This window comes from Pseudomonas benzopyrenica (genome assembly GCF_036884265.1).
GTDB lineage: Bacteria > Pseudomonadota > Gammaproteobacteria > Pseudomonadales > Pseudomonadaceae > Chryseomonas > Chryseomonas benzopyrenica.
The window spans coordinates 1,457,714-1,483,607 of sequence record NZ_CP145723.1 but is presented as its reverse complement, the minus strand read 5'-3'; the positions used below and the strand labels follow the sequence as shown (position 1 = coordinate 1,483,607).

The window sequence follows — 25,894 nt, the reverse complement described above, 5'->3', positions numbered from 1 at the left end:
CGCCTTTTCATGGCGCTGTCGGATCAGGGCGCCCGCAAGATCCAGTCGCGGGTACCCGTCGCCTCAGACGCTGCTGCTGGCCAGATCCGCCAGTTCACGGCTGGCGACGCTGTACATCGCATAGTCCTGGCCGCTGGCATTGCGCAGATCCACCAGCAGGCCCCGCCAGCGCTCCACCGCCGCCCTATGGCGTTCCAGCCACAGTGACAACCGGGCTTCCGGATCGCTCGGCGCCTCGCTCAGATTGAGCATGGCGACGGTGATGGTGCGCTGCTGCACATCCACCTCGTCGCGGAACGCCTCGCGGGCCAGGGCCTGCCAGGCATTGGCCACCGGCAGCTGGTTGAGTTGCTGCTGATACCAGGCCAGATCCAGCACATCGCCCGCCGCGAACCAGGTGGCCGCCACCGCCAGCGGATCCTGGGCGGTGACCTCCGCCGCCTGGATCACCGGCAGCAGCGTATAGATGTGGTTGGTCCCGGCGACCACGCGCGCCAGCAGCTCGGGTACGCCCGCTTCGGTATAGGCGCGGAAGCGCTCTTCCCAGTCCTGACGCGGTTCGCCCTGCAGCAGTTCATCCAGGCGTACGCCCAGAGCGGCGATGCGTGGCCCGAAGAAGGCCGCCACGGCGCCGGCATCCAGACCACTGCGATGGCTGCGCAGGAACCAGCGGGTGGCCCGGCGCCCCAGGCGCATCAGTTCGCTCATCAGACGCAGCTGCAGGTCAGCCGGCACCTGATGATCCAGGGCTTCCACCTGACGCCACCAGTGCGGCAGGTGCAGCACGTCGCGCATCACCACATAGGCGCGGGCGACATCGGCCGCGCTCATGCCGGTGGATTCGCACAGGCGCTGCACGAAGGTGATGCCCATGTGGTTGATCAGGTCGTTGGCGATCTGGTTGGCGACGATCTCGCGCTTGAGGCGGTGGCGCGCCATGGCCTCGGGGAACTGCTCGGTCAGGCGTTGAGGGAAGGCGCCCTGCATGTCGCGGGCGAGGTAGTCATCATCCGGCACCGAAGAGGCCAGCAACTGTTCCTTGAGGTCGATCTTGCTGTAGGAAATCAGCACCGACAGCTCGGCCCGGGTCAGCCCCTGTTCCTTGGCCGCGCGTTCGGCGAGCACCTCATCGCTGGGCAGGAATTCGAGGGTACGATCCAGCTTGCCGCGCCCTTCGAGATCCACGATCAGTCGCTGGTACTCGGCCAGGTGGGTCCGCGCCCGATACTCCGCCAGGGACAGGGCCCCGGTCTGCATGTAGTTGTTGGCGACCACCAGCTCGCCGACCTCGTCGGTCATCTCGCCCATCAGCGTATTGCGCTGCTTGACGGTCATGTCGCCGGCGGAGACCACATCGCCCAGCAGGATCTTGATGTTGACCTCATGGTCGGAACAGTCCACGCCCCCGGCGTTGTCGATGAAGTCGGTGTTGCAGGCGCCGCCGTGCAGGCCGAACTCCACCCGCGCCAGCTGGCTCATGCCCAGGTTGCCGCCCTCGCCGATCACCTTGGCGCGCAGGTCGCAGCCATCGACGCGCAGACCGTCGTTGGCCTTGTCGCCGATATCGGCGTGGGTTTCGAAGCTGGCCTTGACGTAGGTGCCGATGCCGCCATTCCAGATCAGGTCCACCGGCGCCTTGAGCAGGGCGTTGATCAGCTCGTTGGGCGTCAGGTGATCGGCGGTCAGGTCGAAGCGCGCCTTCATCTCGGGGCTGATGGCGATGCGCTTGGCACTGCGCGGGAAGATGCCACCGCCTTGGGAGATCAGGCTGGCGTCATAGTCGGTCCAGCTCGACCGCGGCAGGTTGAACAGCCGCTCGCGCTCGACATAGCTGCGCTCGGCGTCCGGGTTGGGATCGATGAAGATGTGCAGGTGGTTGAAGGCCGCCACCAGCTCCAGGCTGCGCGAACGCAGCAGGCCGTTGCCGAAGACGTCGCCGGCCATGTCGCCGATGCCCACCACGGTGACCGGATCGGTCTGGACATCGATGCCGCGCTCACGGAAGTGACGCTGCACGCTGACCCAGGCACCCCGGGAGGTGATGCCCATCTTCTTGTGGTCGTAACCCGCCGAACCACCGGAGGCGAAGGCATCGTCGAGCCAGAAACCATAGTCCTGGGCGATGCCGTTGGCGATGTCGGAGAAGGTCGCGGTGCCCTTGTCGGCCGCCACCACCAGATAGGGATCGTCGCCGTCGTAGCGCACCACCGCGGCCGGCGGCACCACCTCGCCATCCTTGAGATTGTCGGTGATGTCTAGCAGACCGCTGATGAAGATGCGGTAGCAGGCGATGGCCTCGGCCTGGATCTCATCACGGGAGCCACCGGTGGGTAGCCGGCGCGGCACGAAGCCACCCTTGGCGCCCACGGGCACGATCACAGAATTCTTGACCTGCTGCGCCTTGACCAGGCCCAGCACCTCGGTGCGGTAGTCTTCCTCGCGATCCGACCAGCGCAGGCCACCACGGGCGACGTTGCCGAAGCGGAGGTGTACCCCTTCCACGCGTGGGCTGTAGACGAAGATCTCGTAGCGCGGCACCGGGCGCGGCAACTCGGGAATGGCCTTGGGATCGAGCTTGAAGCTGAAGTAGGCCTTGGGTTTGCCGGCGGCATCGGTCTGGAACACGTTGGTTCTCAGGGTCGCCTTGATCAGGTCCAGATAGCGTCGCAGGATGCGGTCTTCGTTGAGCACCGCGACGTCGTCGAGGGCGCTGAGGATGGCCTGCTCCAGCCGCTGCTGCTTGTCGTCCAGGTCTTCGCTGGTCATGCGCCGCGCCAGATAGAACTTCATGCGGAACAGCCGCACCAGCTCCCGGGCGATATCGACATGGGCGTTGAGGGTGGCGGCGATGTAGCCGATGTCGAAGCCGATGCGAATCTGCTTGAGATAGCGCGCATAGGCGCGCAGCACCGCGACGTCGCGCCAGGGCAGCCCGGCGGTCAACACCAGGCGATTGAAGCTGTCGTTTTCCGCCTGGCCTTCCACCACCTGGACGAAGGCATCCTGGAAGGTGTCGTTGAGTTGCTGCAGATCCAGCTCGAGGCCGGCCACGGTGGTGAAGGCGAAGTCATGGATCCAGTAGCGGCGGCCATTGCGATGACGCAGCTCGTAGGGGAATTCGCCGAGCACGCGCAGGCCGAGATTTTCCAGGATCGGCAAGACGTCCGACAGCGCCAGGGGCGTGTCGGCGTGGTAGAGCTTGCAGTGCAGAATGTTGTCGCCGGTCTGGGTCAGCGGCTGGTAGAAGCCCATGGCCAGACGGCGATCGTCCTTCAGGGCCAGCAGGTGCCGCATGTCCACCACGGCCAGGTGCGGCGCGAAGCGCTCGCGGTAGCCGGCCGGGAAACCCAGCGGGTAATCGGCCAGGATGGAGGTGCCCTGGGCTTCGCCGAAGCTGTCCACCATCAGGCTGGCGAAATCGTCCTTCCAGCTGCGGCAGGCCTGCACCATCTCCTGCTCCAGGCGCGCCGGATCGACATCCTGGGGCTGCAGGGGATCGACGCGCAGGATGAACTGCACCCGCGCCAGCACGGATTCGGAGAAGAAGGTCCAGAATTCGCAGTCGGTGCCGTGCAGGCGATCCATGAGGATCTGCTGCATGCGCTGGCGGACTTCGGTGGAGTAGATGTCGCGCGGCACATAGGCCAGGCAATAGAAGAACTGGCCATAGGGATCGCGGCGCAGGAAGACGCGCACCTTGCTGCGTTCCTGGATCTGCACGATGGCCATGGCGGTGCTGAAGAGATCGTCCACCGGGGTCTGGAACAGATCGTCCCGCGGCAGGCCTTCGAGCACCTGCGCCAGTTCCTTGCCCAAATGGGCGCTGCTGTCGAAATCGGCGCGGCGGCGCACCTCGTCCACCTTGCGGCGGATATAGGGGATCTCGCGCACGCTGTCGTTGTAGACGCTGGAGGTATAGAGGCCCATGAAGCGATGCTCGCGCACCACCCGGCCATTGGCGTCCACCTCGCGCAGGGAGACGAAATCGGGATAGGCCGGACGATGCACCCGGCTCGGGTCGGCCGCCTTGGCAAAGGACAGTAGCACCGGCTCGCGCAGGTAACGCAGCGGATCACCGGACAGGCTGATCTCGGCCGTCTCGGGACGGCCGCGCAGGCGCCGCGACAGCCCCAGCAGGGAGTCGGGCACATAGCGTTGCACCGCGGTCTCGCCATCGCCTTCGACGGTGAATTCCTCGTAGCCGAGGAAGGTGAATCTGTCGTTGCGCAGCCAGTCGAGGAAGGCCTTGACCTCGGCCAGCTCCCCCTCCTCCACGCCCGCCGGACGCCGATCCAGCCAGGTCAGCAGGTCGCCGACCTTAGCCTTCATGGCGGCGAAGTCACCCACGGTCAGGCGGACCTCGCCGAGGATCTCCTGCAGCGCTGCCTCCAAGGCGCGCAACTCGCTGGTTGCCGCGCAGCGGTCGATCTCAAGGAACATCAGGGCTTCGCGGGTCACTCCTTCGCCCTGCTGGCCCTTGGGCAGCAGCTCGAGCAGACGACCCTGGGCATCTCGACGGACGCTGAGAACGCTGTTCTGCAGGGTATGGACACTGTAGCCCTGGCGATTGAGTTCCATGCGCACCGAGTCCACCAGGAACGGCGAATCGGCGTGCAGTACCTCGACCACAGTGTGGCTCGATTGCCAGCCGTGTCGCTCGTAATCCGGATTGAAGACCTGCACCCGCGGCTCGGCCGGATCGAAGACGTCCAGCAGGCGCCAGGCCGACAGCACGCAACCGACCAGATCGGACAGCCGACGTTGGGTGAGTTCTTCTAGCGGGACGATGCCGAAGAACTGGGCGGTGAAGCGATCCAGCTGTTCGAGGGTATCCCCTTCGACATGGGCCGCGAGGGCATTCTTGAGTTGTTGTTGGAAATCCGCTTGGCTGGCAGCGGTGAAAAACGCCATAACCGTACTCCGTCCTGAAGGTGCTGTGGGCTTCGCTCCGCAGAGGACAGGCCTCTCCCGGAGCGAGTTCCACAGGGGACGAGGCCGGACTGCACCAAAAAAGTGCAAGGATGCAGTGCCGCTAGAGTAGCCGGCAAAGCCGCCTGCGCACGTACGTCAGGGCGACAACAAGATTCAGCTGCGGAACGGATCTCAATAGTGTGGCGGCGGGGCTTCGTCCGGCATGCCGCCACCCCCTGCGCTCTGCAACTCCGCCTGGCGTTCGGCCAGCAGGCGGATCTGCGCCGCGCAACGATCCAGGGTCCGCTGCTGCTCGACGATGATGTCGTTGAGGGTCTGGATGGTGTCGTCCTGGAACGCCTGGCGCATTTCCAGGTCGGCGATACGTTCTTCGAGGGTCATGCCTGTGCCTCCTGTTCGAGCAGCCCCTGCCAGCGCTGCGCGGCCGCGCGGCCGGCGGCTTCGCCATAGGGCTCACGTGGCGAGTGCCCCCATACCGGGCCGGGCCAGGCCGGGTCACCTTCCTGCCGCAGCAAAACATGCAGGTGCAATTGCCTGACGATGTTGCCCAGGGCACCGATGTTCAATTTTAGAGCTGGCTGAGCGCCACGCAACACCTGGGCAACAAGTGTCACCTCTCGCCACAGTTGCGCCTGATCCTGGGGTGACAGATCGAGGACCTCGGTAACACCTTCGCGCCGGGGTACCAGCACCAGCCAGTCATAGCGGCGATCGTTCAGCAGCAACACCTGGCACAGCGTCAAGGACGCCACTTCCAGGGAATCGCTCGCCAGTCGTGGATCGATTTGGAACATCTCATCTCCTGCCAACACAGGTCAGCACTAAAAGTGTGCATGACTTTGGGTGAATGAAACCTTTGGTGTCACAAAGGTGCAATCAGTCCTTCCGAAACTGCCCATTGCCTGGAGAACAACCGAGCGATAGACAGGCGGGCACAGGAATTGCCGTTTTGTGCACGCTTTTTGCTATCACGATCCGGGTACGACGATCGGAAGGGAACTCTTAAAGAATTTTCTTAAGAGTCTTGGTTAATCCGCTCATCACACGCAAAATTTTGATGAAGCCTATCGCCCCTCCAAGAGAGGTGCTATATGTGCCGCCATTAGAACAAACAGCCACGGCTGACACGATGGCTGACTTTCAACCCAAAGGAGCATTTCTGATGCAAGCGATGAAGTGGAGCATTCTCGCCCTGGCCGTAGCTGCAGGGACCACTCAACTGGCTTTCGCCGACCAGCAGTCCGAATCCAAGGGCTTTGTCGAAGACAGCAAGCTGACCCTGTTGAACCGTAACTACTACTTCAACCGGGATCTCAAGAATACTCAGAACGACCGTATCGATTGGAGCCATGGTTTCCTGCTGAACTACGCATCGGGCTTTACGCAAGGCACCGTGGGTGTCGGCGTCGACGCCTTTGGCTACCTGGGCATCAAGCTCGACGGCGGCGCGGGCACCTCCGGCACCGGCAACCTGCCACGCAACAGCCGACTCGAGCCTGCTGACGAGTACTCCACCGCCGGCGCTGCGGTCAAAGTCCGCATCTCCAACACCGTGCTGAAGTACGGCAACCTGCAGCCTACCTCACCGGTCTTCGCTCTGGGTGGCAGCCGTCTGTTCCCGCAAACCGGTACTGGCTTCATGCTGACCAGCGAAGAAATCCAGAACCTGTTCCTGGAAGCCGGTCATTTCACCGCTGCGCGTGACAACGTCAATACCTATCACGACGGCAACCTGGGATCCCAACTGCTAGGCGCTGTAACTAGCAAATCAGGTGACTACGTCGGCGGCAAGTACAAGATCAACGACCAACTGAGCAGCTCGCTTTACTATGGGCGGCTGGAAGACCTCTGGAACCAGTACTACGCCAACGTCAACTTTGTACAGCCGCTGAGCGCTAACCAGTCGCTGACCTTCGATGCGAACTACTACTACACCGAAGACACCGGCAAATCCAAGCTTGGCGACATTAGTAACAACGCATTCTCCTTGGCAGCCGCCTACAGTATCGACGCGCACACCTTTACCGTAGGCTTCCAGAAAATCAACGGCGACACCCCCTTCGACTACGTAGGTGCAGGCGGGAAGGGTGAGCGGGTTGGTAGTGGTGGAGACAGTATCTTCCTGTCCAACTCCATCCAGTACTCCGACTTCAACGCTCCTGGCGAGAAGTCCTGGCAGGTACGCTATGACCTGAACATGGCCACACTCGGTGTTCCTGGCTTGAGCTTCATGACTCGCTACGTCCGCGGTACGGGAATCGATGCGCCTAGCGCTAGTAGTGCTTATGCTGGCTTGTACGAAAACGGCGACAAAGAGCACGAAACCAACGTAGAAGCCAAATACGTACTGCAGAATGGCCCTGCAAAGGACCTTTCCTTCCGCGTACGTCAGACCTGGCACCGCGGCGATGCTAATACCGGCGGCACCGTCAACGAGTTCCGCCTGATCACCGAGTACCCGCTGAACATCCTCTAATAGAGGTCAGCCCTACTCGCACGATCCAGCAGCCCGGCCTTCGCCGGGCTGTTCTTTTCCGGCCTCTGGTCGGCTCTGCCCGCGTCCCTGTACGCCCTGCCCCACCCCACCGTACAATGCCGGTCCCGTCTCGATGCCGACAGACCGCCTAGCCATGCGTACCAGCCAGTTCCTGCTGTCCACCCTCAAAGAAACCCCTTCCGATGCCGTGGTGATCAGCCACCAGCTGCTGCTGCGCGCCGGCATGATCCGCAAGCTGGCCTCGGGTCTCTATACCTGGCTGCCGCTGGGCCTGCGCGTGCTGCGCAAGGTGGAAGCCGTGGTGCGTGAGGAAATGAACGCCACCGGCGCCCTGGAGGTGCTGATGCCGGCGATCCAGCCCGCCGAGCTGTGGCAGGAATCCGGTCGCTGGGAGCAGTACGGCCCCGAGCTGCTGCGTCTGAAGGACCGTCATCAGCGCGATTTCTGCGTGGGCCCGACCCATGAGGAAGTCATCACCGATCTGATGCGCAACGAGCTGAACAGCTACAAGCAGCTGCCGATCAACCTCTATCAGATCCAGACCAAGTTCCGTGACGAGATCCGTCCGCGCTTCGGCCTGATGCGTGGTCGCGAGTTCGTGATGAAGGATGCCTACTCCTTCCACCTGAACCAAGCGTCGCTGCAGCAAACCTACGACGCCATGTACCAGGCGTACTGCAACGTCTTCAGCCGCCTGGGTCTGAACTTCCGCCCGGTGCAGGCCGACAACGGCTCCATCGGCGGCAGCGGTTCCCATGAATTCCACGTGCTGGCCGGCTCCGGTGAAGACGACATCGCCTTCAGCGACAGCTCCGACTACGCCGCCAACATCGAGAAGGCCGAGGCCCTGCCGCGGGAAACCGCGCGTGGCGCCGCCACCGAAGAATTGCGCCTGGTCGATACCCCCGACACCAAGACCATCGCCGATCTGGTGGAGAAATTCGGTCTGGCCATCGAGAAGACCGTGAAGACCCTGGTGGTTCGCGGCGCCGAGGAAGGCAAGCTGGTCGCCCTGGTGGTGCGTGGCGATCACGAACTCAATGAGATCAAGGCAGCCAACCTGCCGGAGGTCGCCAGCCCCCTGGTGTTCGCCACCGAGCCCGAGATCCGTGCCGCCATTGGCGCCAGCCCCGGCTCCCTGGGCCCGATGAATCTGTCGATTCCCTGCATCGTCGATCGCTCGGTCGCCCTGATGAGCGACTTCGGCATCGGCGCCAACCAGGAAGACAAGCACTACTTCGGCGTCAACTGGGAGCGCGATTTGCCGCTGCCCCAGGTCGCCGACCTGCGCAACGTGGTGGCCGGCGATCCGAGTCCGGATGGCCAAGGTACCCTGGTGATCAAGCGCGGCATCGAAGTGGGTCATATCTTCCAGCTGGGCACCAAGTACAGCGAGGCCATGAAGCTGTCGGTCCTGGGCGAGGAAGGCAAGCCTACCCTGCTGACCATGGGCTGCTACGGCATCGGGGTATCCCGCGTGGTCGCCGCTGCCATCGAGCAGAACCATGACGAGCGTGGCATCCGCTGGCCGGCTGCCCTGGCACCGTTCAACGTCGCCCTGGTGCCGATGAAGTACGAGAACGCCGCGGTGAAGGAAGCGACCGATCGCCTCTATGCCGACCTCAAGGCGGCCGGCTTCGACGTGCTGCTGGACGACCGCGACAAGAAGACCAGCCCTGGCGTGAAGTTCGCCGACATGGAGCTGATCGGCATCCCCCATCGTCTGGTGGTGGGTGAGCGCGGCCTCAATGAAGGCCTGGTCGAGTACAAGGGCCGTACCGACAGCGACAGCCAGAACGTCGCCTTGGCCGAGATCGTCGGCTTCCTCAAAGCCCGCTGAGGGCTACCGCTCCAGGTCAGGCGTCCGTGCGCCTGACCTGGAAGTCGGTGAAGCCTGCGCAGGCCACCTCCTCCAGCTCCACCCCGGTCACCCGCGCCGCTGCCGGTCCCTGCCAGAGCCAGCGCTCCAGGTGGGCGAGCACCTCGACCGAACCCTCCAGGTGGCACTCCACCCGGCCATCCCCCAGATTTCGCACCCAGCCGGTGATGCCCAGGCGCTGCGCCTCCTGCCGCGTACTCTCGCGGTAATAAACGCCTTGGACGCGGCCACTGATCAGGCCGTGACGCGCCGCTCCGTCTCTCATCATTGGGCGCCCCTTTCTTCCAGCCCTGGCGCGACCTTGAGCCAGTGAGCCACGCTCCCGGCCAGCAGTTCATGACGCTGCGCCTGCAGTCGGGTGAAGGCCTCCTGCAGCTGCGGATACCAGTCACCGGGAAAGCGTTCGGCGGGCGGCCAGCAATCCGGCGCGGGCGGCGCCCAGGGCGCGCGATCCAGCAGATCCAGGAGCGCATAGCCATGCAGATCGCGGCAAAGCACCCAGTGACCGCTGTCGTTCTGGCAGACCAGGCGCTCCTGCTGCAGGAAGGCCAGCACCGCGTGCCATTCGTGCTCCGGCAGCTTCCAGCCAGCCTGGTGCAACCGCCCCAGGTGCAGACTGGAACCGCTTTGCTGTCGCTCCAGAAAGGCCCGCAGCACGGCGAGCAGGATGAAGAACGCCGGCAACGGTGCGCGCCGCCAATGATGGGTGGTGGACAGGCTGCAGACCACCTCCGCCCCCAGCAGCACGATCAGCCAGCAGACATAGATCCACACCAGGAACAGCGGCACTGTGGCGAAGGCGCCATAGATCAGCTGGTAGCCGGGAAAGTAGAAGACATAGAGACCGAACAGACTCTTGGCCGCCTCGAACAGCACCCCGGTCAGGGCACCGCCGATCAGCGCGTGGCGTAGGGGTACCCGTGTGTTGGGCACGGCGGCGTACATCAGGGTGAAGGCGGCGATGCTGAACAGCAGTGGCGTGACCTTGAGCAGCATCTGCGCACCAGACATGCCGTAGGAGCCAAAGACCAGGGCCACCGAGGCCAGATAGGTGCTCATGGCGAAACCGGCGCCCAGCAGCAGGGGGCCCAGGCTGAGCACCGCCCAGTAGAGCAGGAAGCTGGAGACCCCGCGCCGCGGAATTCGTACTCGCCAGATGTCGTTGAAGGTCTTTTCCACCGTCACCAGCATGAAGAAGGACGTCACCGCCAGCAGGGCCACGCCCAGCCAGGTCAGGTGCCGCGCCTGCTCGATGAAGTTGCGCAGGTATTCTTCCAGGGTCGCCCCGGTGGAGGGCACGAAATTGCGGAAGATAAAGGCCTGGATCTGCACTTCCGTGCCCTGGAAGGCGGGTATCGCCGAGAGCATGGCGAAGGTCACGGTCATCACCGGGACCACCGCGAACAGGGTGGTATAGGTCAGGGCCGCGGCATTGTTGGGCGCGCGGTCTTCGATGAAGCGGTCGGCGAGGTAGCGAACGAAGGACAGCAGTTCACGCAAGCGGGCCGGCATTGGCGGTTCCTCGAAAGGCACGGTCAAGGGCTGGCGCGGCAGTCCTCGCCAACCCGCTACAATGGCCATCTTACCTTCTATGGATCAGCCCATGAGTGAAATCGTCCTCTATCACAATCCGCGCTGCTCGAAATCGCGGGCGGCGTTGGCGCTGCTGCAAAGCCGCGAGCTAGCCGTGTCGGTGGTGCCCTACCTGGACACGCCGCCGGATGCCGCGACCCTGCGCGCACTGCTCGCCAACCTGGGCCTGGAGGCGCGCCAGTTGCTGCGTACCGGCGAGGAGATCTATCGCGAATTGAACCTCGCCGATCCGACGCTGGACGAAGACGCCCTGATCGCGGCCATGACTGCCCACCCCAAGCTGATCGAGAGACCCATCGCCGTGCGCGGCTCACGCGCCGTCGTCGGTCGTCCCCCCGAGCGTGTCCTGGAGATCCTGCAATGACCCCCGAAGCCTATGTCCTGGTGCTCTACTACAGCCGCCATGGCGCCACCGCCGAGATGGCTCGCCAGGTCGCTCGCGGGGTGGAGATGGGCGGCATGGCCGCGCGCCTGCGCACCGTGCCGGCGGTCTCCGCCGAGTGTGCCGCGGTCGCCCCGGCCGTGCCCGAGCAGGGCGCGGTCTACGCCACCCTAGACGACCTGCGCGACTGCGCCGCGCTCGCCTTGGGCAGTCCGACGCGCTACGGCAACATGGCCGCCGCCATGAAGTATTTCCTGGATGGCACCAACAGCCTCTGGCTGACCGGCGCCCTGGTGGACAAGCCCGCCGGCGTCTTCACCTCCACCGCCAGTCTGCACGGTGGTCAGGAGAGCACCCTGCTGTCCATGGCCCTGCCGCTGCTGCACCACGGCATGCTCATCACCGGCCTGCCCTACAGCGAGAGCGCCCTGCTGGAAACCAGGGGGGGCGGTACGCCCTATGGCCCGAGTCATTTCGCCGGGGCGGATGGCAAGCGCGCACTGGACGAACAGGAGACGGCGCTGTGCCGGGCCCTGGGCAAGCGCCTAGCGACCCTGGCGGGTCGCTTGCAGAAGAAGTAGGAGCCGGCGCGGCTACCAGCCCATGATTTCCTTGACGAAGGGAATGGTGAGCTTACGTCGCGCCTGCAGTGACGCCTGATCCAGACGTTCGAGCATGTCGAACAGGGCGTCCATGCTGCGGGTGTTGCGCGAAAGGATGAAGCGGCCGACCTCGTCGGTCAGGTGCAGGCCACGGCGGGAAGCGCGCAGCTGCAGGGCGCGCAGCTTGTCTTCGTCGGACAGGGGTCGCAGCTGGAAGACCAGCGCCAGGGTCAGCCGCGACTTGAGATCGGCCAGCTGCACCGGCAACTGCCGCGGCGAGGCGGTACTGGAGATCAGTAGCCGCTTGCCGGCATCGCGCAGGCGATTGAACAGATGGAAGAGCGCCTCTTCCCAGCGCCGCTGGCCGGCTAGGGCGTCGAGATCGTCGAGGCAGACCAGTTCGCACTGCTCGAGATTGTCGAACAGCTCGACGCCATAGTCGGCCAGTTCACCCATAGGCAGGTAGATGGCCCGCTCGCCCAGTTCCTCCAGGCGGTGACAGGCGGCCTGCATCAGATGGCTGCGACCGGCGCCGGCGCCACCCCAGAGATAGATCAGACTTTCCGTCCAGCCGGCATCGGCGTCGCAGAGACGCTCGACATAGCCGAGCGCCGCGGCATTGGCGCCAGGGTAGTAGTTGACGAAGGTGGCGTCGTCACGCAGACGAATGCCCAGGGGCAGCTGTAAAGGCATCATGCCAGCTCGAACGGCTCTTGGCAGTTTCGCGAGGGCGCCAAGTCTAACCAAATCCCGGGCCCCTCGCAGCAGCCGCTTCAGTCTTGGGTGTCAGCCCTCATGGCCAGCGGAAATACAGGGTGGTACGCGCTGGCTGGGCGGATGGGGCCGGCTGGGCCGCAGGCGCGCTCGGCGTGGCCGTGGCGTCGACGGGCGTGCCCGGGGTCGCCGCTGCCGGAGTGGCAGGCGCAGCATTGGCGGCCGGCGCCGAGGCGGGCTGCAGCCCGGCAAGACCGAGTTGCGCCTGCAACTGGTCCGGATTGGCGGTGAGGTCGTAGGTCAGCTGGGTCCCCTCGACCTTGACCAGGCGGCTCGACAGGGGCTCCAGGACTTTCTGCAGCTGGGCATAGCGCTCGAAGTTGGAATTGTCGGCCACCAGGGTCAGCGGCTGGGTGGTGCCCGGGCGGGAAACGAATTTCTTCGACAGGCGCGCGGCCACGTCCTGCAATACCGCGGCGGCCAGGGCGTCCTGATCGGCCGCCTGGCTGCTGCCCTGCTCCGCGGCGCCGTTATTCCACAGGCGCCACTGGGCCTGCCAGCCATTGCCCTGGGGCTTGGCGTGCACGGCCAGCAGGGCATTGGCGCCATAGCGCTCGGAGGCCTGGCGCAGGGCGGTCGGGTCGTTGGCGTCGATGTTGGCGGCAGTGCCGGCCAGTTGCTCGTTGAGATCGGCCAACGGCAGGCGGATCGGCAGGCCGGCGCGCTGGGCGCCGCGCTGGACGCCGGTGCTGGCGGGCTGGCCATCACCCACCAGGGTCGCCCCGCTGTCGGCGTCGTTGAGCCACCAAATCATCACCACCGGACGATTGGCGCCCCATACCGAGAGCCCCGCCTGGCCCAGGGCACGCTCGGTAGCGGCCGGGTCGAAGTTGGCCACCAGCACCTCCGGCGGGCCGGCGTCATAGCTGTACTGGCTGATCAGGGATTCGGGCGCCGCCAGGGCACTGGCAAGACCTGGGGTCTGGCCGGCCTGGGGATTGCCGGTCAGGCGTCCGGCCAGCACCTGCAGGGCGCGCTTGAGGGCGGCATTGCGCTCGTCCGGTTGTTGCGAGGTCACCGGCTCGCGGACCTGGTAGAGGTTGTCCACCACCTCGGCGCGGGCGAGCGGACTCAGGACCAGCAGCGAAGCGAGCAACGGAAGGACGAGACGGCGCATGGCGATTCCATAGAAAGGGCAAGGGGCATACCTTAAAAGCCGCCCGATCCGCGAGCAAGGGCACTGGGTCGCGGGCTGCGCAGAAGATAGCGGCGGAGACTGCCCGCCCGGCGAACGGACGACCAGGCTCAGACCACAGCAGGCTGGCCGGGTGCCATCGCTGCCCGGACCGGAGGCCGCGGCGGGCCGCGTGCTTTGGCACGGCTTCTGGTAAAATCGCCCGCCTCATTGCCGGCTGGCGCCAGCCGGCTCGTTTCGCCATTAGCCAAAGGCCAGGATTCATGAGCAAACAACCCCAGCTGAGCTACAAGGACGCCGGTGTAGACATCGACGCCGGTGAGGCTCTGGTAGAACGCATCAAGGGCGTCGCCAAGCGCACCGCCCGCCCGGAAGTCATGGGCGGCCTGGGGGGCTTCGGTGCCCTGTGCGAGATCCCGGCAGGCTATCGCCAGCCGGTACTGGTCTCCGGCACCGACGGCGTCGGTACCAAGCTGCGCCTGGCCATGAACCTGGCCAAGCACGACAGCATCGGCATCGACCTGGTCGCCATGTGCGTCAACGACCTGGTGGTCTGCGGTGCCGAGCCGCTGTTCTTCCTCGACTACTACGCCACCGGCAAGCTCAACGTCGACGTCGCCGCCCAGGTGGTGACCGGCATCGGCACCGGTTGCGAACAGGCTGGCTGCTCCCTGGTGGGTGGCGAGACCGCCGAGATGCCCGGCATGTACGAAGGCGAAGACTACGACCTGGCCGGCTTCTGCGTCGGCGTGGTGGAAAAGTCCGAGATCATCGACGGTTCCAAGGTGACCACCGGCGACGCCCTGATCGCCCTGCCCTCCTCCGGCCCGCACTCCAACGGCTATTCGCTGATCCGCAAGATCATCGAGGTGGCCGGCGCCGACATCGAGAACATCCAGCTCGACGGCCAGCCGCTGACCGAACTGCTGATGGCGCCCACCCGCATCTACGTCAAGCCGCTGCTCAAGCTGATCAAGGACACCGGCGCGGTCAAGGCCATGGCCCACATCACCGGCGGCGGCCTGCTGGACAATATCCCACGGGTACTGCCCGAGGGTGCCCAGGCGGTGCTCGACGTCGCCAGCTGGCAGCGTCCGGCGGTATTCGACTGGCTGCAACAGCAGGGCAACGTCGACGAGACCGAGATGCACCGTGTGCTGAACTGTGGCGTGGGCATGGTCATCTGCGTGGCCCAGGATCAGGTCGAAGGCGCCCTGCAGGTGCTGCGCGCCGAGGGCGAGCAACCCTGGGTCATCGGCCGTATCGAACAGGCCGCCGAGGGCGCCGACCAGGTCGTGCTGAACAATCTGAAACAGCACGGATGAGCCCTGCCGACTGCGCCGTGGTGGTGCTCATCTCCGGCCACGGCAGCAACCTGCAAGCTCTGATCGACGCCGCGACCCCGCCCGTGCGGATCGCGGCGGTGATCGCCAACCGCGCCGAGGCCTATGGCCTGGAGCGGGCTCGGCAGGCCGGGATCGCCACCCAGGTGATCGACCACCGCGAGCATGCCGATCGCGAAAGCTTCGATGCGGCCCTGGCGGCTGCCATCGACGCCCAGGGCGCCGATCTGGTGGTGCTGGCCGGCTTCATGCGCATTCTCACGCCGACCTTCGTGCGGCGCTACCAGGGTCGTCTGCTCAATATCCATCCCTCGCTGCTGCCACTCTACAAGGGCTTGCACACTCACCAGCGTGCCCTGGATGCCGGCGATGCCTGGCACGGCTGCAGCGTGCACTTCGTCACCGAAGAACTGGATGGCGGTCCGGTCGTCCTGCAGTCGCGGGTGCCGGTACAGGCCGAAGATACGGCGGAGAGCCTCGCGACACGGGTACACGCCGCCGAGCACCTCCTTTATCCTGTGGCCGTGCGGTTGTTCGCCGAAGGTCGTCTGCGGCTGGGTACCCTGGGTGCCGAGCTCGATGGCGAGGCACTGCCGCCTACCGGGGCCACGTTGCCGTCGCTGACGGCCGCGGCCTCCCTTTCCTGATCCAAGGAGAAACTGATGCGACGTCTGTTGTTCCTATTGGCCACCCTCTGCAGTGCCTCGGCCTTCGCCTTCGACCTGCAGCCGTTCACGGCCAGCTACACCGCCGACTGGAAGCAGATGCCGGTCAGCGGCTCGGCCGAGCGCTCGCTGCAGAAGGAAGCCGATGGTCGCTGGGAGCTGAAGTTCGAAGCCTCCATGCTGGTCGCCGGCCTCAACGAGTCCAGCACCTTCCGCCGTGAGGGCGAAGCCTTCCTGCCGGACACCTACCAATACAAGCGCAGCGGGCTGGGCAAGAGCCGCGAGAGCGAACTGACCTTCGACTGGGCCGGCAAGAAGGTCACCGGCAAGGACAAGGATGATCCGGTCAATCTGACCCTGGATCGCGGTCTGCTGGACAAGTCGACCTACCAGCTCAAGCTGCAGCAGGACGTAGCGGACGGCAAGAAGAGCATGAGCTACCAGATCGTCGACGGCGACAGCATCGACACCTACGACTTCCGCGTCATCGGCCCGGAGCGCATCCGCACCCCGCTGGGTTTGTTCGATGCCATCAAGGTGGAGCGCGTGCGCGATCCTACCAAGAGCAGCCGCAAGACCGAACTGTGGTTCGCCAAGGATTGGGACTACCTGCTGGTGCGGCTCTACCAGCAGGAGAGCGACGGCAAGGAATACCAGACCAGCCTCAAGGAAGGCTCGGTCAACGGGCGCACGGTGAAAGGCGCCAACTGATCCCGGTAGTTGCAAAGACGCCCTCTTCGGAGGGCGTTTTCTTTTCAGTTGGGACCCGTCCGCTCAGGGATTCCACCAGCCCGGTCGCTGGTCGGCGAAAGAATGAAAGAGCGGCACAACGTCATCGTCGAGTCGATCCAGGCTACCCACCGCCAGGGCGAGAGTCGGACCGTCATCCACGGCGCCCAGCGTGGAACCGCAGTGCGGGCAGAAGGCTCGGCATGTCGTAGCCGAGGAGCGCCAGAGGGCCGGCTCGCCACCCGGACCGGTCCAGCGCAGCTGGGCCTTGTCCAACTCGATCCAGACCTGCGTCGGCGCTCCGGAATGCCGGCGGCACTGCTCGCAGGAACAGCTGTGGGGATCCCGTGGCGAGCCTGTCACCAGATAACGAATCTGGCCGCAGAGGCAGCCACCGGTGCGCGTGCTGTCCATCAGGAGATGCCTCCTTGGTCCTGCCCAGGCGTGCGGGATTTCTCGTAGCGGACATCCGTCCCCTCAAAGGAGACGACCCTGTGCCAGCCGTGGGACCGATAAAAGGCATTCGCCCGTACCGCCGGGCGCCCATCGGTGACCAGCCAGATCAGGGCATGACGGCGGAATAGCGCGGTCTCGGCGGCTGCCAGCAGACGGGCACCGAAACCCTGGCCTTGCCAGTCGGGTCTGACGAACAGAGCGAAGACCTCGCCATTCGCCAGATCGACCAGGCTGAAACCTACCACCTCGCCTCCCACCTCCACCACCCAGGCACAGGGCTCGGCGGTGAGCAACTCGGCGATCGATTCAGGGGTGATGCCCAATTCAGCGAGTTGCTCCCGGGTAAGGGCGTTGTCCGTGACCGCGGTACGGATGGCGAACAGCGCCTCTATGTCGGCCAGGGTGGCAAGCCTCAACTGAGCGGAGGCAGCGCAAGCGGTCACAGGGATTCTCCTGATGTCGGCATAGAGCGATGCCGATGATGACCATGAGCAGCGCGACAGATTGTCGCAGAAGTTGTAACGACTTGTTGCCGAGATACGCCTTGGTCCTGAAGCGAAACGCTCTAGTATGGGTTTTCAAGCCCTGCCGTAGCGCGGGCTCGACCAAGGAGATACAGCATGACCATTACCGTAACCGAACGTGACGAAGACCATATGTCCCGCGAAGCCCGTGGCCTGGGCATGCATCTGTGGGACGTGAAGCAGGAAGGGGAATTGGTCGGCGTCTACCAGAGCGAAGCCGATGCCCTGGAATACAAAGAGCAGATCGAACATGACGGCGCGTCGCACGCCGAGTGATCGAATAGCGGTTTACTGACTGCCTGAAAAAGGCCCGTCTCTTGGAGGCGGGCCTTTTTCGTTGCAGAGTTCGCGAATGTTGGGCTTCGCTGCGCTCAGCGCCAACCTACGGCAGCCTCATCGTAGGTTGGGTTGAGACGGCTCCAGCGTCGAAGCCCAACAGAACGCTGCTGACCCTAGTGCAGCAGCTCGTCGGCGAAGACCTTGTCCAGGGTGATGGGCAGGTCGCGAACCCGCTTGCCCGTAGCATGGAAGATGGCGTTGGCGATGGCCGGCGCTACCCCGACGATACCGATCTCGCCGATGCCCTTGGCGCCCAGCGGATTGACGATCTCGTCGTGTTCCTCGACGAAGATCACCTCCAGCTGATGAACATCGGCCTGCACCGGGAAGTGGTACTCGGCGAGGCTGTGGTTCATCCAGCGGCCTTCGGTGGTGTCCATCATCCCCTCTTCCTGCAGGCCCATGCCGATGCCCCAGACGATGCCGCCGGCCACCTGGTTCTCGCCGGTCTTGAGGTTGAGGATACGACCCGCAGCCACAGCGGTGACTACGCGACTGACTTGGACGCTGCCGAAGTCCTCGTCCACCTTGACCTCGACGAACACCGCCGAGTGGGTACCAGTGGCGTAGTTGTCGCGCTCTTCCGCCGGCTCGGCGCTGGCCAGGGTTTCCATGGACGGCGAACCCGAAGCCTTGAGGATGGCGGTGAAGTCGACGCGCTGGGCTGGATCGGTCTTGAGGCTGATGCCGCCGTCGGCGAACACCACCTGCTCCAGTTCGGCCTTGGCCAGCGGGGATTCGTCCATTTCCTTGGCCGCATCCAGCAGTTGCTGGCGCAGCTGATCGCAGGCCAGTTTCACGGCGGTGCCCACCGAAGACACGGTAAAGGAACCGCCTTCCAGCGGCGCCTTGGGCAGGGTGGAGTCGCCCAGCTTGAAGGTCACCTTGTCCAGCGGCAGACCAAGGTTCTCGGCGGCGATCTGGGTCATCACCGTATAGGTGCCGGTGCCGATATCGGCGGTCGCACTGGCTACCACCAGGCTGCCGTCGATGTTCATCACCGCCTTGGCGGTGGCGGGTTGCTGCATGGCCTCCCAGACCCCGGTCGCCATGCCCCAGCCGACCAGCTGGTTGCCGTCGCGCATGGAACGCGGCGCCATGCTGCGCTGCTCCCAGCCGAAACGCTCGGCGGCCTGGCGATAGCATTCCAGCAGCTCCTTGCTGGAATAGGGCTTGCCCTTGGCCGGATCCGTGTCGGTGAAGTTGCGAATACGCAGCTCCAGCGGATCGATGTCGGCAGCGTAGGCCAGTTCGTCCATGGCACTTTCCAGCGCATAGACACCCAGTACGGCCCCCGGCGCGCGCATGTCCAGCGGGGTGTAGACGTCCAGCGCGGCCAGCTGGTAGGCCAGCTTGACGTTAGGACAGGCATAGAGCGACGCCGACCAGACCAGCACCATCTCGGTGAAGTCTTCGAAGCGCGAGGTGATGCCCAGGGCGCTGTGATCGATGGCCTGCAGCTTGCCGTCGCTGTCGCAGGCCAGCTTGACCTGCTGATAGGTCTCGGGGCGATAGCCGAAGGTGAACATCTGCTGGCGGGTCAGGGTGACCCGTACCGAGCGCTTGAGCTGCAGCGCGGCCATGGTCGCCAGCACCAGCTGGTACTGCGGACGCAGACCGGACCCGAAGGCGCCGCCGACGAAGGGCGAGATGACCTTCACGTCGCCTTCGCCCAGACCGAAGATGCTGCTGACGAACTGGGCGCTGTTCTGTACGCCCTGGGTCTTGTCATGCACCGTCAGCTTGCCGTCCTTGTGGTAGATGACCGTCGAGGCGTGCATCTCCATGGGATTGTGGAATTCCGCCGCGGAGTGGTATTCGGCTTCGATGCGGGTAGGCGCCGCGGCCCAGGCTGCCGGGGCGTTACCCCGATTCTCCGGCAACTCCATGGGCGCTTCGTGGGCCTGGTCGCGAGCCTGGGCCAAGTCGGTGGCGTGCTCCTCTTCGCTGTATTGGGCGCGAATCAGCGCGGCGGCGTGACGTGCGGCCTCGAAGGTCTCGGCCACTACCAGGGCGATGGGCTGGCCACTGTAGAGGATGCGATCGTTGTACAACGGCCGAAAGGGCTTGCCGTCAGCCGCATCCATGTCGGTATAGCTCTCGTCATAGCTGGCCATCTTGGGTCGATTGAGGTGGCTGAGCACCTCGATCACGCCCGGCTGGGCCAGGGCTTCGCTAACGTCCAGGCCGAGCAGGCGACCCTTGGTGATGGTGGCGTTGACCACGAAACCAAAGGCCAGATCCGGCACGCTGAATTCGCCGGCATACAGCGCCTGGCCGGTGACCTTGAGCGGACCGTCGACGCGGGGAACGGCTTTTTGCAGATGGACGACGGTCATTGCAGGGTACCTCCGGCGGCTTCGGTAAGGGCACGGACGATGGCGCGCCGGGCCAGTTCGATCTTGAAGCTGTTATGGGCGAAGCCCTGGGCGCCTTGCAGCAGGCGATCGGCCAATTGACCGAAGGCCGCCTTGTCCGCGACCTGGCCAACCAGCGCCTGCTCGGCCTCCGGCAGCCGCCAGGGCTTATGGGCCACGCCACCCAGTGCGACACGCACCTGCTTGAAGCGCTCGCCGTCCAGTTCCAGGGCTGCCGCCACCGAGACCAGGGCGAAGGCATAGGAGGCGCGGTCGCGAATCTTCAGGTAGGCGCTGTGGGCAGCCAGGCTTTCCGCCGGCAGGGTCACGGCGGTGATGAGTTCGTCGGCCTCAAGGTTGGTGTCGCGCTCCGGGGTGTCGCCGGGCAGGCGGTGGAAATCGGCGAAGTCGATGACGCGATCACCCTGGGGCCCGCTTACCTCGACCTTGGCCTGTAGGGCGGCCAGGGCCACGCACATGTCCGAAGGGTGGGTGGCGATGCACTGCTCGCTGTGGCCGAGGATGGCGTGGATGCGATTCTGCCCTTCACGAGCGCCGCAGCCGGAGCCGGGTTCGCGCTTGTTGCAGGGGGTGCCCACGTCATAGAAGTAATAGCAGCGGGTGCGCTGCAAGAGGTTGCCGCCGGTGGAGGCCATGTTGCGCAATTGCGGGGAAGCGCCGGCGAGGATGGCCTTGGCCAGCAGCGGATAGCGGCGTTGCACCTCGGGGTGGTAGGCCACCTCGGCATTCTTGACCAGGGCGCCGATGCGCAGACCGCCTTCGGGGGTGGTCTCGATTTCGCGCAGGGGCAGGCCGTTGACGTCGATCAGTTGCTCGGGACGCTCGACGTTTTCCTTCATCAGGTCCAGCAGGTTGGTACCCCCGGCGATGAAGTGGGTCTGGGGACCATGCTGGCGGATGGCATCGGGCACGGCGTTGGGCTTGGCATAACCGAAGCGGTTCATTCGCGGCCCTCCCCTTGCTGGCAGGCCGGGCGCGCTCGTTCGATGGCGGCGCGGATGTTGCGATAGGCGCCGCAACGGCAGAGGTTACCGCTCATCTGCTCGGCTACCTCGGCCTCACTCTGGGCATGGCCTTCCTTGAGCATGCCGATGGCCGAACAGATCTGGCCAGGGGTGCAATAGCCACATTGGAAGGCGTCTTCGGCGACGAAGGCCTCCTGCATGGGGTGCAGCTGGTCGCCCTGGGCCAAGCCTTCGATGGTGGTGACCTCGGCGCCATCCTGCATGACCGCCAGGGCCAGGCAGCTATTGATGCGGGCACCGTTGACCAGCACCGTGCAGGCGCCGCATTGGCCGTGATCGCAGCCCTTCTTGGTGCCGGTCAGGTCGAGGTGATCGCGCAGGAGGTCGAGCAGGGTGGTCCAGGGTTCGACGGCCAGCTGCAGCTGCTTGCCGTTGAGGGTCAGGGCGATGGTATGGGACTCGGGTTCGGCCAGGGGCTGAAGCTGGCGCACGGGGGTGGCGTTCATGGCGGACCTCACGGTTAAAGCCGCGGGGTGCAGATGCCCCCGTGGTCGGAATAGGTGGTGGCAGCGAAAGGCCACCTCAGGTAAGGGACTGTTGCCGACCGGAAGCGGTTCAGCACCCCTGCCCAGCGGTATTCAACGTGACGTTGAGGGCTGTTCAGCGAAGCGTTGGGAAGGCCGTTCCAGAGGCTTTCGCCGCGATCAGGACACATCTGGTATGGCGCTTCGTTGCGCCAGCGGCCCAGTGGCCTGAACCCCGTCGGCAAAGGGGCAGTCATCAGAACTCCCGTGATGCGCCTCCAACGATGAGAATCCAACCATGGCTTCCGACTCCGATGCACCCTGGCGCCTGTCCCGGCGCCAGTTCCTCGGCACTTCCGCGGTGCTGGTGGCGACCAGCGCCATTCCCGGCTACACCTTTGCCCAGGCCAGCGGTGGCGCACCCCTGACACCCCAGGCCATCGCCGCCCGCCTGCCGCAGCTGCTGCCCCTGACCCTGCAGATCAATGGCGAGGCGCGCCGGCTCAAGGTCGACAGCCGCACCACCCTGCTCGATGCCCTGCGCGAAAACCTGCACCTTACCGGCACCAAGAAGGGCTGCGACCATGGGCAGTGTGGCGCCTGTACCGTGCTGGTGAATGGCCAGCGCATCAACAGCTGCCTGAGCCTGGCGGCCATGCATGAAGGCGACGCCATCACCACCATCGAGGGCCTGGGCAACGCCGAGCGGCTGCATCCCATGCAGGCCGCCTTCCTGGCCAAGGACGGTTTCCAGTGCGGCTATTGCACCCCGGGGCAGATCTGCTCGGCGGTGGCCTTGCTCGACGAGGTCAAGGCCGGCATGCCCAGCCACGTCTCGGCGCGCCTCGATGGCCCCATGCGCCTGAGCGAGGAAGAGATCCGCGAGCGCATGAGCGGCAATCTCTGCCGCTGCAGTGCCTATCCCAATATCGTCGCGGCCATCCAGATGGCGGGGGGACAGGCATGAGAGTCTTCGACTATCGGCGTGTCCAGAACGAGGCCGACGCCAGCCGCCAGGGCGTCCAGGCGGGCAGTCGCTTCATCGCCGGGGGTACCAATCTGCTGGATCTGATGAAGCTGGAGATCGAGACTCCCAGCCAGGTGCTGGACATCAATCGCCTGCAGCTGGATCAGATCAGCGCCACCGAGGGCGGCGGCTTGCGCATTGGTACCCTGGTGCGCAATTCCACCCTGGCCGCGGACCCTCGGGTGCGCGAGCGCTATCCGGTGCTGTCGCGCGCCTTGCTGGCCGGTGCCTCGGCGCAGTTGCGCAACAAGGCCACCACCGGCGGCAATCTCCTGCAGCGCACCCGCTGCTCCTACTTCTACAACACCGCCATGCCCTGCAACAAACGCCAGCCCGGCAGTGGCTGTGCGGCCCTGGGCGGCTTCAATCGGATGAACGCGGTGCTTGGCGCCAGCGACCAGTGCATCGCCGTGCACCCCTCCGACATGGCGGTGGCCATGCGGGTGCTGGACGCCACGGTGGAAACCCGGGAAGCCACTGGCCGCACCCGGCGCATTCCTATCGCCGACTTTCATCGCCTGCCCGGTGACACCCCGCAGATCGAGACGGTGCTGCAACCCGGCGAACTCATCACCGCCGTGACCCTGCCGCCGCCACCGCCCGGCATCCAGGTCTATCGCAAGGTGCGCGATCGCGCCTCCTACGCCTTTGCCCTGGTGTCCATGGCGGCCATCGTCGAGCTGGACGGCACGCGTATCCGCAGCGGTCGCGCGGCGTTCGGCGGACTGGCGCACAAGCCCTGGCGGGTGGCGGCGGCTGATCAAGCCTTTGCCGGCCAGGCGGCGGACGGTGATCTCGCCGCCGTGGGCGATGCCCTGCTCGCCGGCGCCCGTGGCTATGGCCACAACGATTTCAAACTCGAGCTGACCCGTCGCATCCTGCGCGCCGGGGTGGCCGACGCCCGCCAACAGGCCTGAGGACAGCAGCATGGAAATGAATGAACCCGCTGGCCGTAACCTCATCGACGAGAATCGCGGCGGCCTGATCGGCAAGCCCATCGATCGCGTCGACGGCCTGCTCAAGGTCACCGGCCAGGCGCCCTACAGCTTCGAATTCCGCAACGATCGCGTGGCCTATGGCTTCATCGTCGGCGCCACCATCGCCAAGGGCCGCATCGCTCGACTGGACACCTCGGCCGCCGAAAGCGCGCCGGGCGTACTCAGCATCCTGACCTATCGCAACGCGCCGCGCCAGGCCGCCCGCGAGCCGGACAACAGCGGCCGCTTCACCCGGCCCAAGCCCTACTTGGACAGCGACCAGGTGCGCTATTTCGGCGAACCCGTGGCCTTCGTGGTGGCCGAGACCTTCGAGGAGGCGCGCCTGGCAGCGACCCTGGTGGAGATCGACTACGCCGCCGAACCGGGCGTCTTCGATCTGGCCGCCAATCTCGGCCAGGCGGTGAAGCCACCGGATGGCGACCAGCCCACCGATACCGCCTCGGGCGATGTCGACGCCGTCTTCGCCCGGGCGCCGGTCAAGCTCGACGAGCGCTACACCACGCCCTACCACATCCATGCGCAGATGGAGCCCCACGCCAGCCTCGCCCAGTGGGATGGCGACCGGGTGACGATCTATTGCTCCACCCAATTCGTCGAGCAGGCACAGAGTTGCGTGGCCAATACCCTGCAACTGCCCAAGGAAAACGTCCGCATCGTGGCGCGCTACATCGGCGGCGGTTTCGGCGGCAAGTTGCCGATCTATGCCGACGCCCTGATCGGCGCCATGGCCGCCCGGGCCATCGGCCGGCCGGTCAAGGTCACCCTCACCCGCCAGCAGATGTTCCAGATCACCGACCACCGCTCGGCCACGGTGCAGCGCATCCGCCTGGGTGCCGACCGCGATGGCCGTATCCAGGCGATGGCCCACGAGGGCTGGTCCCATTCCGCTCGTGGTCTGACCTACTACGAACCCACCGGTCTGTCCTCGCGTAACCTCTATGCCGGCGATGACCGCCTGGTGGCGCACCGCATGGTCGAGCTGGATCTGCCCGAGTCCGGCTCCTGCCGCGCGCCCGGCGAAGCCGTGGGCATGCTCGCCAGCGAAAGCGCCATGGACGAGCTGGCGGTCATGCTCGCGCTCGATCCCATCGAGCTGCGCATCCGCAACGAACCCAGCCAGGACCCGGAAAAGCACATCCCCTTCTCCTCCCGCAAGCTGGTGGAGTGCATGCAGGACGGCGCCCGCCGCTTCGGCTGGAACCGGCGCAATGCCACGCCCGGTCAGGTGCGTGATGGCGACTGGCTGATCGGCATGGGCATGGCGGCGGCCAGTCGCGCCAACATGCTCAGGCCGTCCCAGGCCGGCGTACGCCTGGAGGCCGATGGCACGGCCACGGTCAAGACCTCGATGACCGACATCGGCACCGGGACCTACACCATCCTGGCGCAGATCGCCGGTGAGTCCCTCGGCTTGCCGGTGGAGCGGGTCAAGGTGCTGCTGGGCGACAGCGACGATCCGGCCGGTGCCGGCTCCGGCGGCTCCTTTGGCGCCGCCAGTTCCGGCTCCTCGGTCTATGTCGCCTGCGAGAACCTGCGCCTGAAGGCGGCGCAAGCGGCGGGCCTCGATCCGGCCAGCGCCCGTTTCGTCGGCGGCCGGCTGATCGCCGACAACGGCAGTCGCGACCTCGCCGAACTGGCGCGCGAGCATGATCTCCAGGCCATCGGCGAGATCAAGCCGGGGCAGACGCTCAAGGACTATTCCCAGCAGGGCTACGGCGCCTTCTTCGCCGAGGTGGGGGTGCACGCCCTCACCGGCGAGATCCGTCTGCGGCGCATGCTCGGGGTGTTCGCCGCGGGGCGCATCCTCAACGAGAAGACCGCCCATTCGCAGATGCTCGGCGGGATGATCTGGGGGGTGGGCAGCGCCTTGCACGAAGACGGGGTGATCGATACCCGTCACGGTCACTTCGTCAACCATGACCTGGCCGACTACCACTACCCCTGTCACCTGGACATCCCGGCCATCGAAGCCCATTTCCTGCCGGAAGTGGACGACAAGGCCAATCCGCTGAAGATCAAGGGTGTCGGTGAACTGGGGATCTGCGGTGCCGGGGCCGCCCTCACCAACGCCGTCTACAACGCCTGCGGGGTGCGCATCCGCGACTATCCGCTGACGGTGGACAAGGTGCTGGCAGGGCTGAAGACGGCCTGA

General features: G+C 65.4%; 23 protein-coding genes. 11 read left to right on the top strand and 12 right to left on the bottom strand.

Annotated elements, in window-relative coordinates; translation table 11 throughout:
• Positions 1–63: 63 nt before the first annotated feature.
• The 3 genes from V6W80_RS06800 to V6W80_RS06790 form a co-directional block, all read right to left on the bottom strand.
• Positions 64–4,911, bottom strand: coding sequence for an NAD-glutamate dehydrogenase (locus V6W80_RS06800; protein ID WP_338546315.1), 4,848 nt, complete (start codon positions 4,909–4,911; stop codon positions 64–66).
• A gap of 192 nt (positions 4,912–5,103) precedes the next feature.
• The gene (locus tag V6W80_RS06795) at positions 5,104–5,313 is read right to left on the bottom strand and encodes a SlyX family protein (RefSeq protein WP_017638936.1); all 210 of its coding nucleotides are present in this window, start codon (positions 5,311–5,313) and stop codon (positions 5,104–5,106) included.
• Positions 5,310–5,726: an HIT family protein gene (locus V6W80_RS06790; RefSeq protein ID WP_338546313.1), complete on the bottom strand. Its 417-nt coding sequence runs from the start codon at positions 5,724–5,726 to the stop codon at positions 5,310–5,312. The genes V6W80_RS06795 and V6W80_RS06790 overlap by 4 nt, the downstream gene beginning before the upstream one ends.
• A 368-nt stretch (positions 5,727–6,094) precedes the next feature.
• Between V6W80_RS06790 and V6W80_RS06785 the strand changes: the two genes are divergently transcribed.
• Both V6W80_RS06785 and V6W80_RS06780 read left to right on the top strand, forming a co-directional pair.
• Positions 6,095–7,408, top strand: a complete 1,314-nt coding sequence (locus tag V6W80_RS06785) for an OprD family porin (RefSeq protein ID WP_338546311.1) — start codon at positions 6,095–6,097, stop codon at positions 7,406–7,408.
• A 154-nt stretch (positions 7,409–7,562) separates the two neighbouring features.
• On the top strand, positions 7,563–9,269 hold the full coding sequence (locus V6W80_RS06780) for a proline--tRNA ligase (protein ID WP_338546309.1): 1,707 nt from the start codon (positions 7,563–7,565) through the stop codon (positions 9,267–9,269).
• A gap of 16 nt (positions 9,270–9,285) precedes the next feature.
• On the opposite strand, the gene V6W80_RS06775 is transcribed toward V6W80_RS06780, so the two are convergent.
• Positions 9,286–9,573, bottom strand: coding sequence for an acylphosphatase (locus tag V6W80_RS06775; protein WP_338547373.1), 288 nt, complete (start codon positions 9,571–9,573; stop codon positions 9,286–9,288).
• The gene (locus tag V6W80_RS06770) at positions 9,573–10,820 is read right to left on the bottom strand and encodes a YihY family inner membrane protein (protein ID WP_338546307.1); all 1,248 of its coding nucleotides are present in this window, start codon (positions 10,818–10,820) and stop codon (positions 9,573–9,575) included. Before V6W80_RS06770 ends, V6W80_RS06775 begins: the two co-directional genes overlap by 1 nt.
• A 91-nt stretch (positions 10,821–10,911) precedes the next feature.
• Here V6W80_RS06770 and arsC point away from each other — a divergent pair, with 91 nt between their 5' ends.
• Positions 10,912–11,265 carry an arsenate reductase (glutaredoxin) gene (gene arsC, locus V6W80_RS06765; protein ID WP_160922830.1) on the top strand — a complete coding sequence of 118 codons (354 nt, stop codon included), beginning with the start codon at positions 10,912–10,914 and terminating at the stop codon, positions 11,263–11,265.
• Positions 11,262–11,864, top strand: coding sequence for an NAD(P)H:quinone oxidoreductase (gene wrbA / locus V6W80_RS06760; RefSeq protein WP_208694521.1), 603 nt, complete (start codon positions 11,262–11,264; stop codon positions 11,862–11,864). The genes arsC and wrbA overlap by 4 nt, the downstream gene beginning before the upstream one ends.
• 12 nt (positions 11,865–11,876) lie before the next feature.
• Here wrbA and hda read toward each other — a convergent pair whose 3' ends face one another.
• Complete coding sequence (gene hda / locus V6W80_RS06755) at positions 11,877–12,581, bottom strand: DnaA regulatory inactivator Hda (protein ID WP_017638945.1); 705 nt, start codon at positions 12,579–12,581, stop codon at positions 11,877–11,879.
• A 97-nt stretch (positions 12,582–12,678) separates the two neighbouring features.
• The gene (locus V6W80_RS06750) at positions 12,679–13,776 is read right to left on the bottom strand and encodes a DUF2066 domain-containing protein (RefSeq protein ID WP_160922828.1); all 1,098 of its coding nucleotides are present in this window, start codon (positions 13,774–13,776) and stop codon (positions 12,679–12,681) included.
• Positions 13,777–14,057: 281 nt separating this feature from the next.
• Between V6W80_RS06750 and purM the strand changes: the two genes are divergently transcribed.
• From purM to V6W80_RS06735, 3 genes are read left to right on the top strand one after another with little or no spacing between them, the layout of a single operon-like run.
• Positions 14,058–15,119, top strand: a complete 1,062-nt coding sequence (gene purM / locus V6W80_RS06745) for a phosphoribosylformylglycinamidine cyclo-ligase (RefSeq protein ID WP_017638947.1) — start codon at positions 14,058–14,060, stop codon at positions 15,117–15,119.
• Positions 15,116–15,784 carry a phosphoribosylglycinamide formyltransferase gene (gene purN / locus V6W80_RS06740; protein ID WP_017638948.1) on the top strand — a complete coding sequence of 223 codons (669 nt, stop codon included), beginning with the start codon at positions 15,116–15,118 and terminating at the stop codon, positions 15,782–15,784. Before purM ends, purN begins: the two co-directional genes overlap by 4 nt.
• Positions 15,785–15,799: 15 nt before the next feature.
• Entirely contained in the window at positions 15,800–16,513 is a 714-nt protein-coding gene (locus V6W80_RS06735) for a DUF3108 domain-containing protein (RefSeq protein WP_068385216.1), read from the top strand.
• Between the two features lie 63 nt (positions 16,514–16,576).
• Here V6W80_RS06735 and V6W80_RS06730 read toward each other — a convergent pair whose 3' ends face one another.
• Both V6W80_RS06730 and V6W80_RS06725 read right to left on the bottom strand, forming a co-directional pair.
• Entirely contained in the window at positions 16,577–16,945 is a 369-nt protein-coding gene (locus V6W80_RS06730; protein WP_064306687.1) for a GFA family protein, read from the bottom strand.
• Positions 16,945–17,430, bottom strand: coding sequence for a GNAT family N-acetyltransferase (locus tag V6W80_RS06725; RefSeq protein ID WP_338546303.1), 486 nt, complete (start codon positions 17,428–17,430; stop codon positions 16,945–16,947). The genes V6W80_RS06730 and V6W80_RS06725 overlap by 1 nt, the downstream gene beginning before the upstream one ends.
• A gap of 177 nt (positions 17,431–17,607) precedes the next feature.
• Here V6W80_RS06725 and V6W80_RS06720 point away from each other — a divergent pair, with 177 nt between their 5' ends.
• A complete protein-coding gene (locus V6W80_RS06720) occupies positions 17,608–17,787 on the top strand; it encodes a hypothetical protein (protein ID WP_017638952.1) in 180 nt (59 codons plus the stop codon).
• Positions 17,788–17,963: 176 nt separating this feature from the next.
• Here the strand turns inward: V6W80_RS06720 and V6W80_RS06715 are convergent, their stop codons facing one another.
• Genes V6W80_RS06715 through V6W80_RS06705 form a run of 3 tightly spaced genes read right to left on the bottom strand, consistent with a single transcriptional unit; the run spans position 17,964 to position 21,699 of the window.
• The gene (locus tag V6W80_RS06715) at positions 17,964–20,189 is read right to left on the bottom strand and encodes a xanthine dehydrogenase family protein molybdopterin-binding subunit (protein WP_338546301.1); all 2,226 of its coding nucleotides are present in this window, start codon (positions 20,187–20,189) and stop codon (positions 17,964–17,966) included.
• Positions 20,186–21,172 (bottom strand): FAD binding domain-containing protein, encoded by a 987-nt coding sequence (locus V6W80_RS06710; protein ID WP_338546300.1) that lies wholly within the window; start codon positions 21,170–21,172, stop codon positions 20,186–20,188. The genes V6W80_RS06715 and V6W80_RS06710 overlap by 4 nt, the downstream gene beginning before the upstream one ends.
• Positions 21,169–21,699, bottom strand: coding sequence for a (2Fe-2S)-binding protein (locus V6W80_RS06705; protein ID WP_338546299.1), 531 nt, complete (start codon positions 21,697–21,699; stop codon positions 21,169–21,171). Before V6W80_RS06705 ends, V6W80_RS06710 begins: the two co-directional genes overlap by 4 nt.
• A gap of 316 nt (positions 21,700–22,015) precedes the next feature.
• Here V6W80_RS06705 and paoA point away from each other — a divergent pair, with 316 nt between their 5' ends.
• From paoA to V6W80_RS06690, 3 genes are read left to right on the top strand one after another with little or no spacing between them, the layout of a single operon-like run.
• The gene (paoA, locus tag V6W80_RS06700; protein WP_017638956.1) at positions 22,016–22,684 is read left to right on the top strand and encodes an aldehyde dehydrogenase iron-sulfur subunit PaoA; all 669 of its coding nucleotides are present in this window, start codon (positions 22,016–22,018) and stop codon (positions 22,682–22,684) included.
• Positions 22,681–23,661: an FAD binding domain-containing protein gene (locus tag V6W80_RS06695; protein ID WP_338546298.1), complete on the top strand. Its 981-nt coding sequence runs from the start codon at positions 22,681–22,683 to the stop codon at positions 23,659–23,661. Before paoA ends, V6W80_RS06695 begins: the two co-directional genes overlap by 4 nt.
• Positions 23,662–23,671: 10 nt before the next feature.
• Positions 23,672–25,894, top strand: a complete 2,223-nt coding sequence (locus tag V6W80_RS06690; protein WP_338546297.1) for a xanthine dehydrogenase family protein molybdopterin-binding subunit — start codon at positions 23,672–23,674, stop codon at positions 25,892–25,894.

What these genes read in the sequence shown, in the direction of transcription:
- purN (WP_017638948.1), top strand. Translation starts at nt 15,116, where the DNA reads ATGAGCCCTGCCGACTGCGCCGTGGTGGTGCTCATCTCCGGCCACGGC.
- V6W80_RS06790 (WP_338546313.1), bottom strand. Translation starts at nt 5,726, where the DNA reads ATGTTCCAAATCGATCCACGACTGGCGAGCGATTCCCTGGAAGTGGCG.
- V6W80_RS06720 (WP_017638952.1), top strand. Translation starts at nt 17,608, where the DNA reads ATGACCATTACCGTAACCGAACGTGACGAAGACCATATGTCCCGCGAA.
- purM (WP_017638947.1), top strand. Translation starts at nt 14,058, where the DNA reads ATGAGCAAACAACCCCAGCTGAGCTACAAGGACGCCGGTGTAGACATC.
- V6W80_RS06750 (WP_160922828.1), bottom strand. Translation starts at nt 13,776, where the DNA reads ATGCGCCGTCTCGTCCTTCCGTTGCTCGCTTCGCTGCTGGTCCTGAGT.
- paoA (WP_017638956.1), top strand. Translation starts at nt 22,016, where the DNA reads ATGGCTTCCGACTCCGATGCACCCTGGCGCCTGTCCCGGCGCCAGTTC.
- V6W80_RS06690 (WP_338546297.1), top strand. Translation starts at nt 23,672, where the DNA reads ATGGAAATGAATGAACCCGCTGGCCGTAACCTCATCGACGAGAATCGC.
- arsC (WP_160922830.1), top strand. Translation starts at nt 10,912, where the DNA reads ATGAGTGAAATCGTCCTCTATCACAATCCGCGCTGCTCGAAATCGCGG.
- V6W80_RS06705 (WP_338546299.1), bottom strand. Translation starts at nt 21,699, where the DNA reads ATGAACGCCACCCCCGTGCGCCAGCTTCAGCCCCTGGCCGAACCCGAG.
- V6W80_RS06710 (WP_338546300.1), bottom strand. Translation starts at nt 21,172, where the DNA reads ATGAACCGCTTCGGTTATGCCAAGCCCAACGCCGTGCCCGATGCCATC.
- wrbA (WP_208694521.1), top strand. Translation starts at nt 11,262, where the DNA reads ATGACCCCCGAAGCCTATGTCCTGGTGCTCTACTACAGCCGCCATGGC.
- V6W80_RS06715 (WP_338546301.1), bottom strand. Translation starts at nt 20,189, where the DNA reads ATGACCGTCGTCCATCTGCAAAAAGCCGTTCCCCGCGTCGACGGTCCG.
- V6W80_RS06770 (WP_338546307.1), bottom strand. Translation starts at nt 10,820, where the DNA reads ATGCCGGCCCGCTTGCGTGAACTGCTGTCCTTCGTTCGCTACCTCGCC.
- V6W80_RS06730 (WP_064306687.1), bottom strand. Translation starts at nt 16,945, where the DNA reads ATGGACAGCACGCGCACCGGTGGCTGCCTCTGCGGCCAGATTCGTTAT.
- hda (WP_017638945.1), bottom strand. Translation starts at nt 12,581, where the DNA reads ATGATGCCTTTACAGCTGCCCCTGGGCATTCGTCTGCGTGACGACGCC.
- V6W80_RS06795 (WP_017638936.1), bottom strand. Translation starts at nt 5,313, where the DNA reads ATGACCCTCGAAGAACGTATCGCCGACCTGGAAATGCGCCAGGCGTTC.
- V6W80_RS06735 (WP_068385216.1), top strand. Translation starts at nt 15,800, where the DNA reads ATGCGACGTCTGTTGTTCCTATTGGCCACCCTCTGCAGTGCCTCGGCC.
- V6W80_RS06785 (WP_338546311.1), top strand. Translation starts at nt 6,095, where the DNA reads ATGCAAGCGATGAAGTGGAGCATTCTCGCCCTGGCCGTAGCTGCAGGG.
- V6W80_RS06695 (WP_338546298.1), top strand. Translation starts at nt 22,681, where the DNA reads ATGAGAGTCTTCGACTATCGGCGTGTCCAGAACGAGGCCGACGCCAGC.
- V6W80_RS06775 (WP_338547373.1), bottom strand. Translation starts at nt 9,573, where the DNA reads ATGAGAGACGGAGCGGCGCGTCACGGCCTGATCAGTGGCCGCGTCCAA.
- V6W80_RS06800 (WP_338546315.1), bottom strand. Translation starts at nt 4,911, where the DNA reads ATGGCGTTTTTCACCGCTGCCAGCCAAGCGGATTTCCAACAACAACTC.
- V6W80_RS06780 (WP_338546309.1), top strand. Translation starts at nt 7,563, where the DNA reads ATGCGTACCAGCCAGTTCCTGCTGTCCACCCTCAAAGAAACCCCTTCC.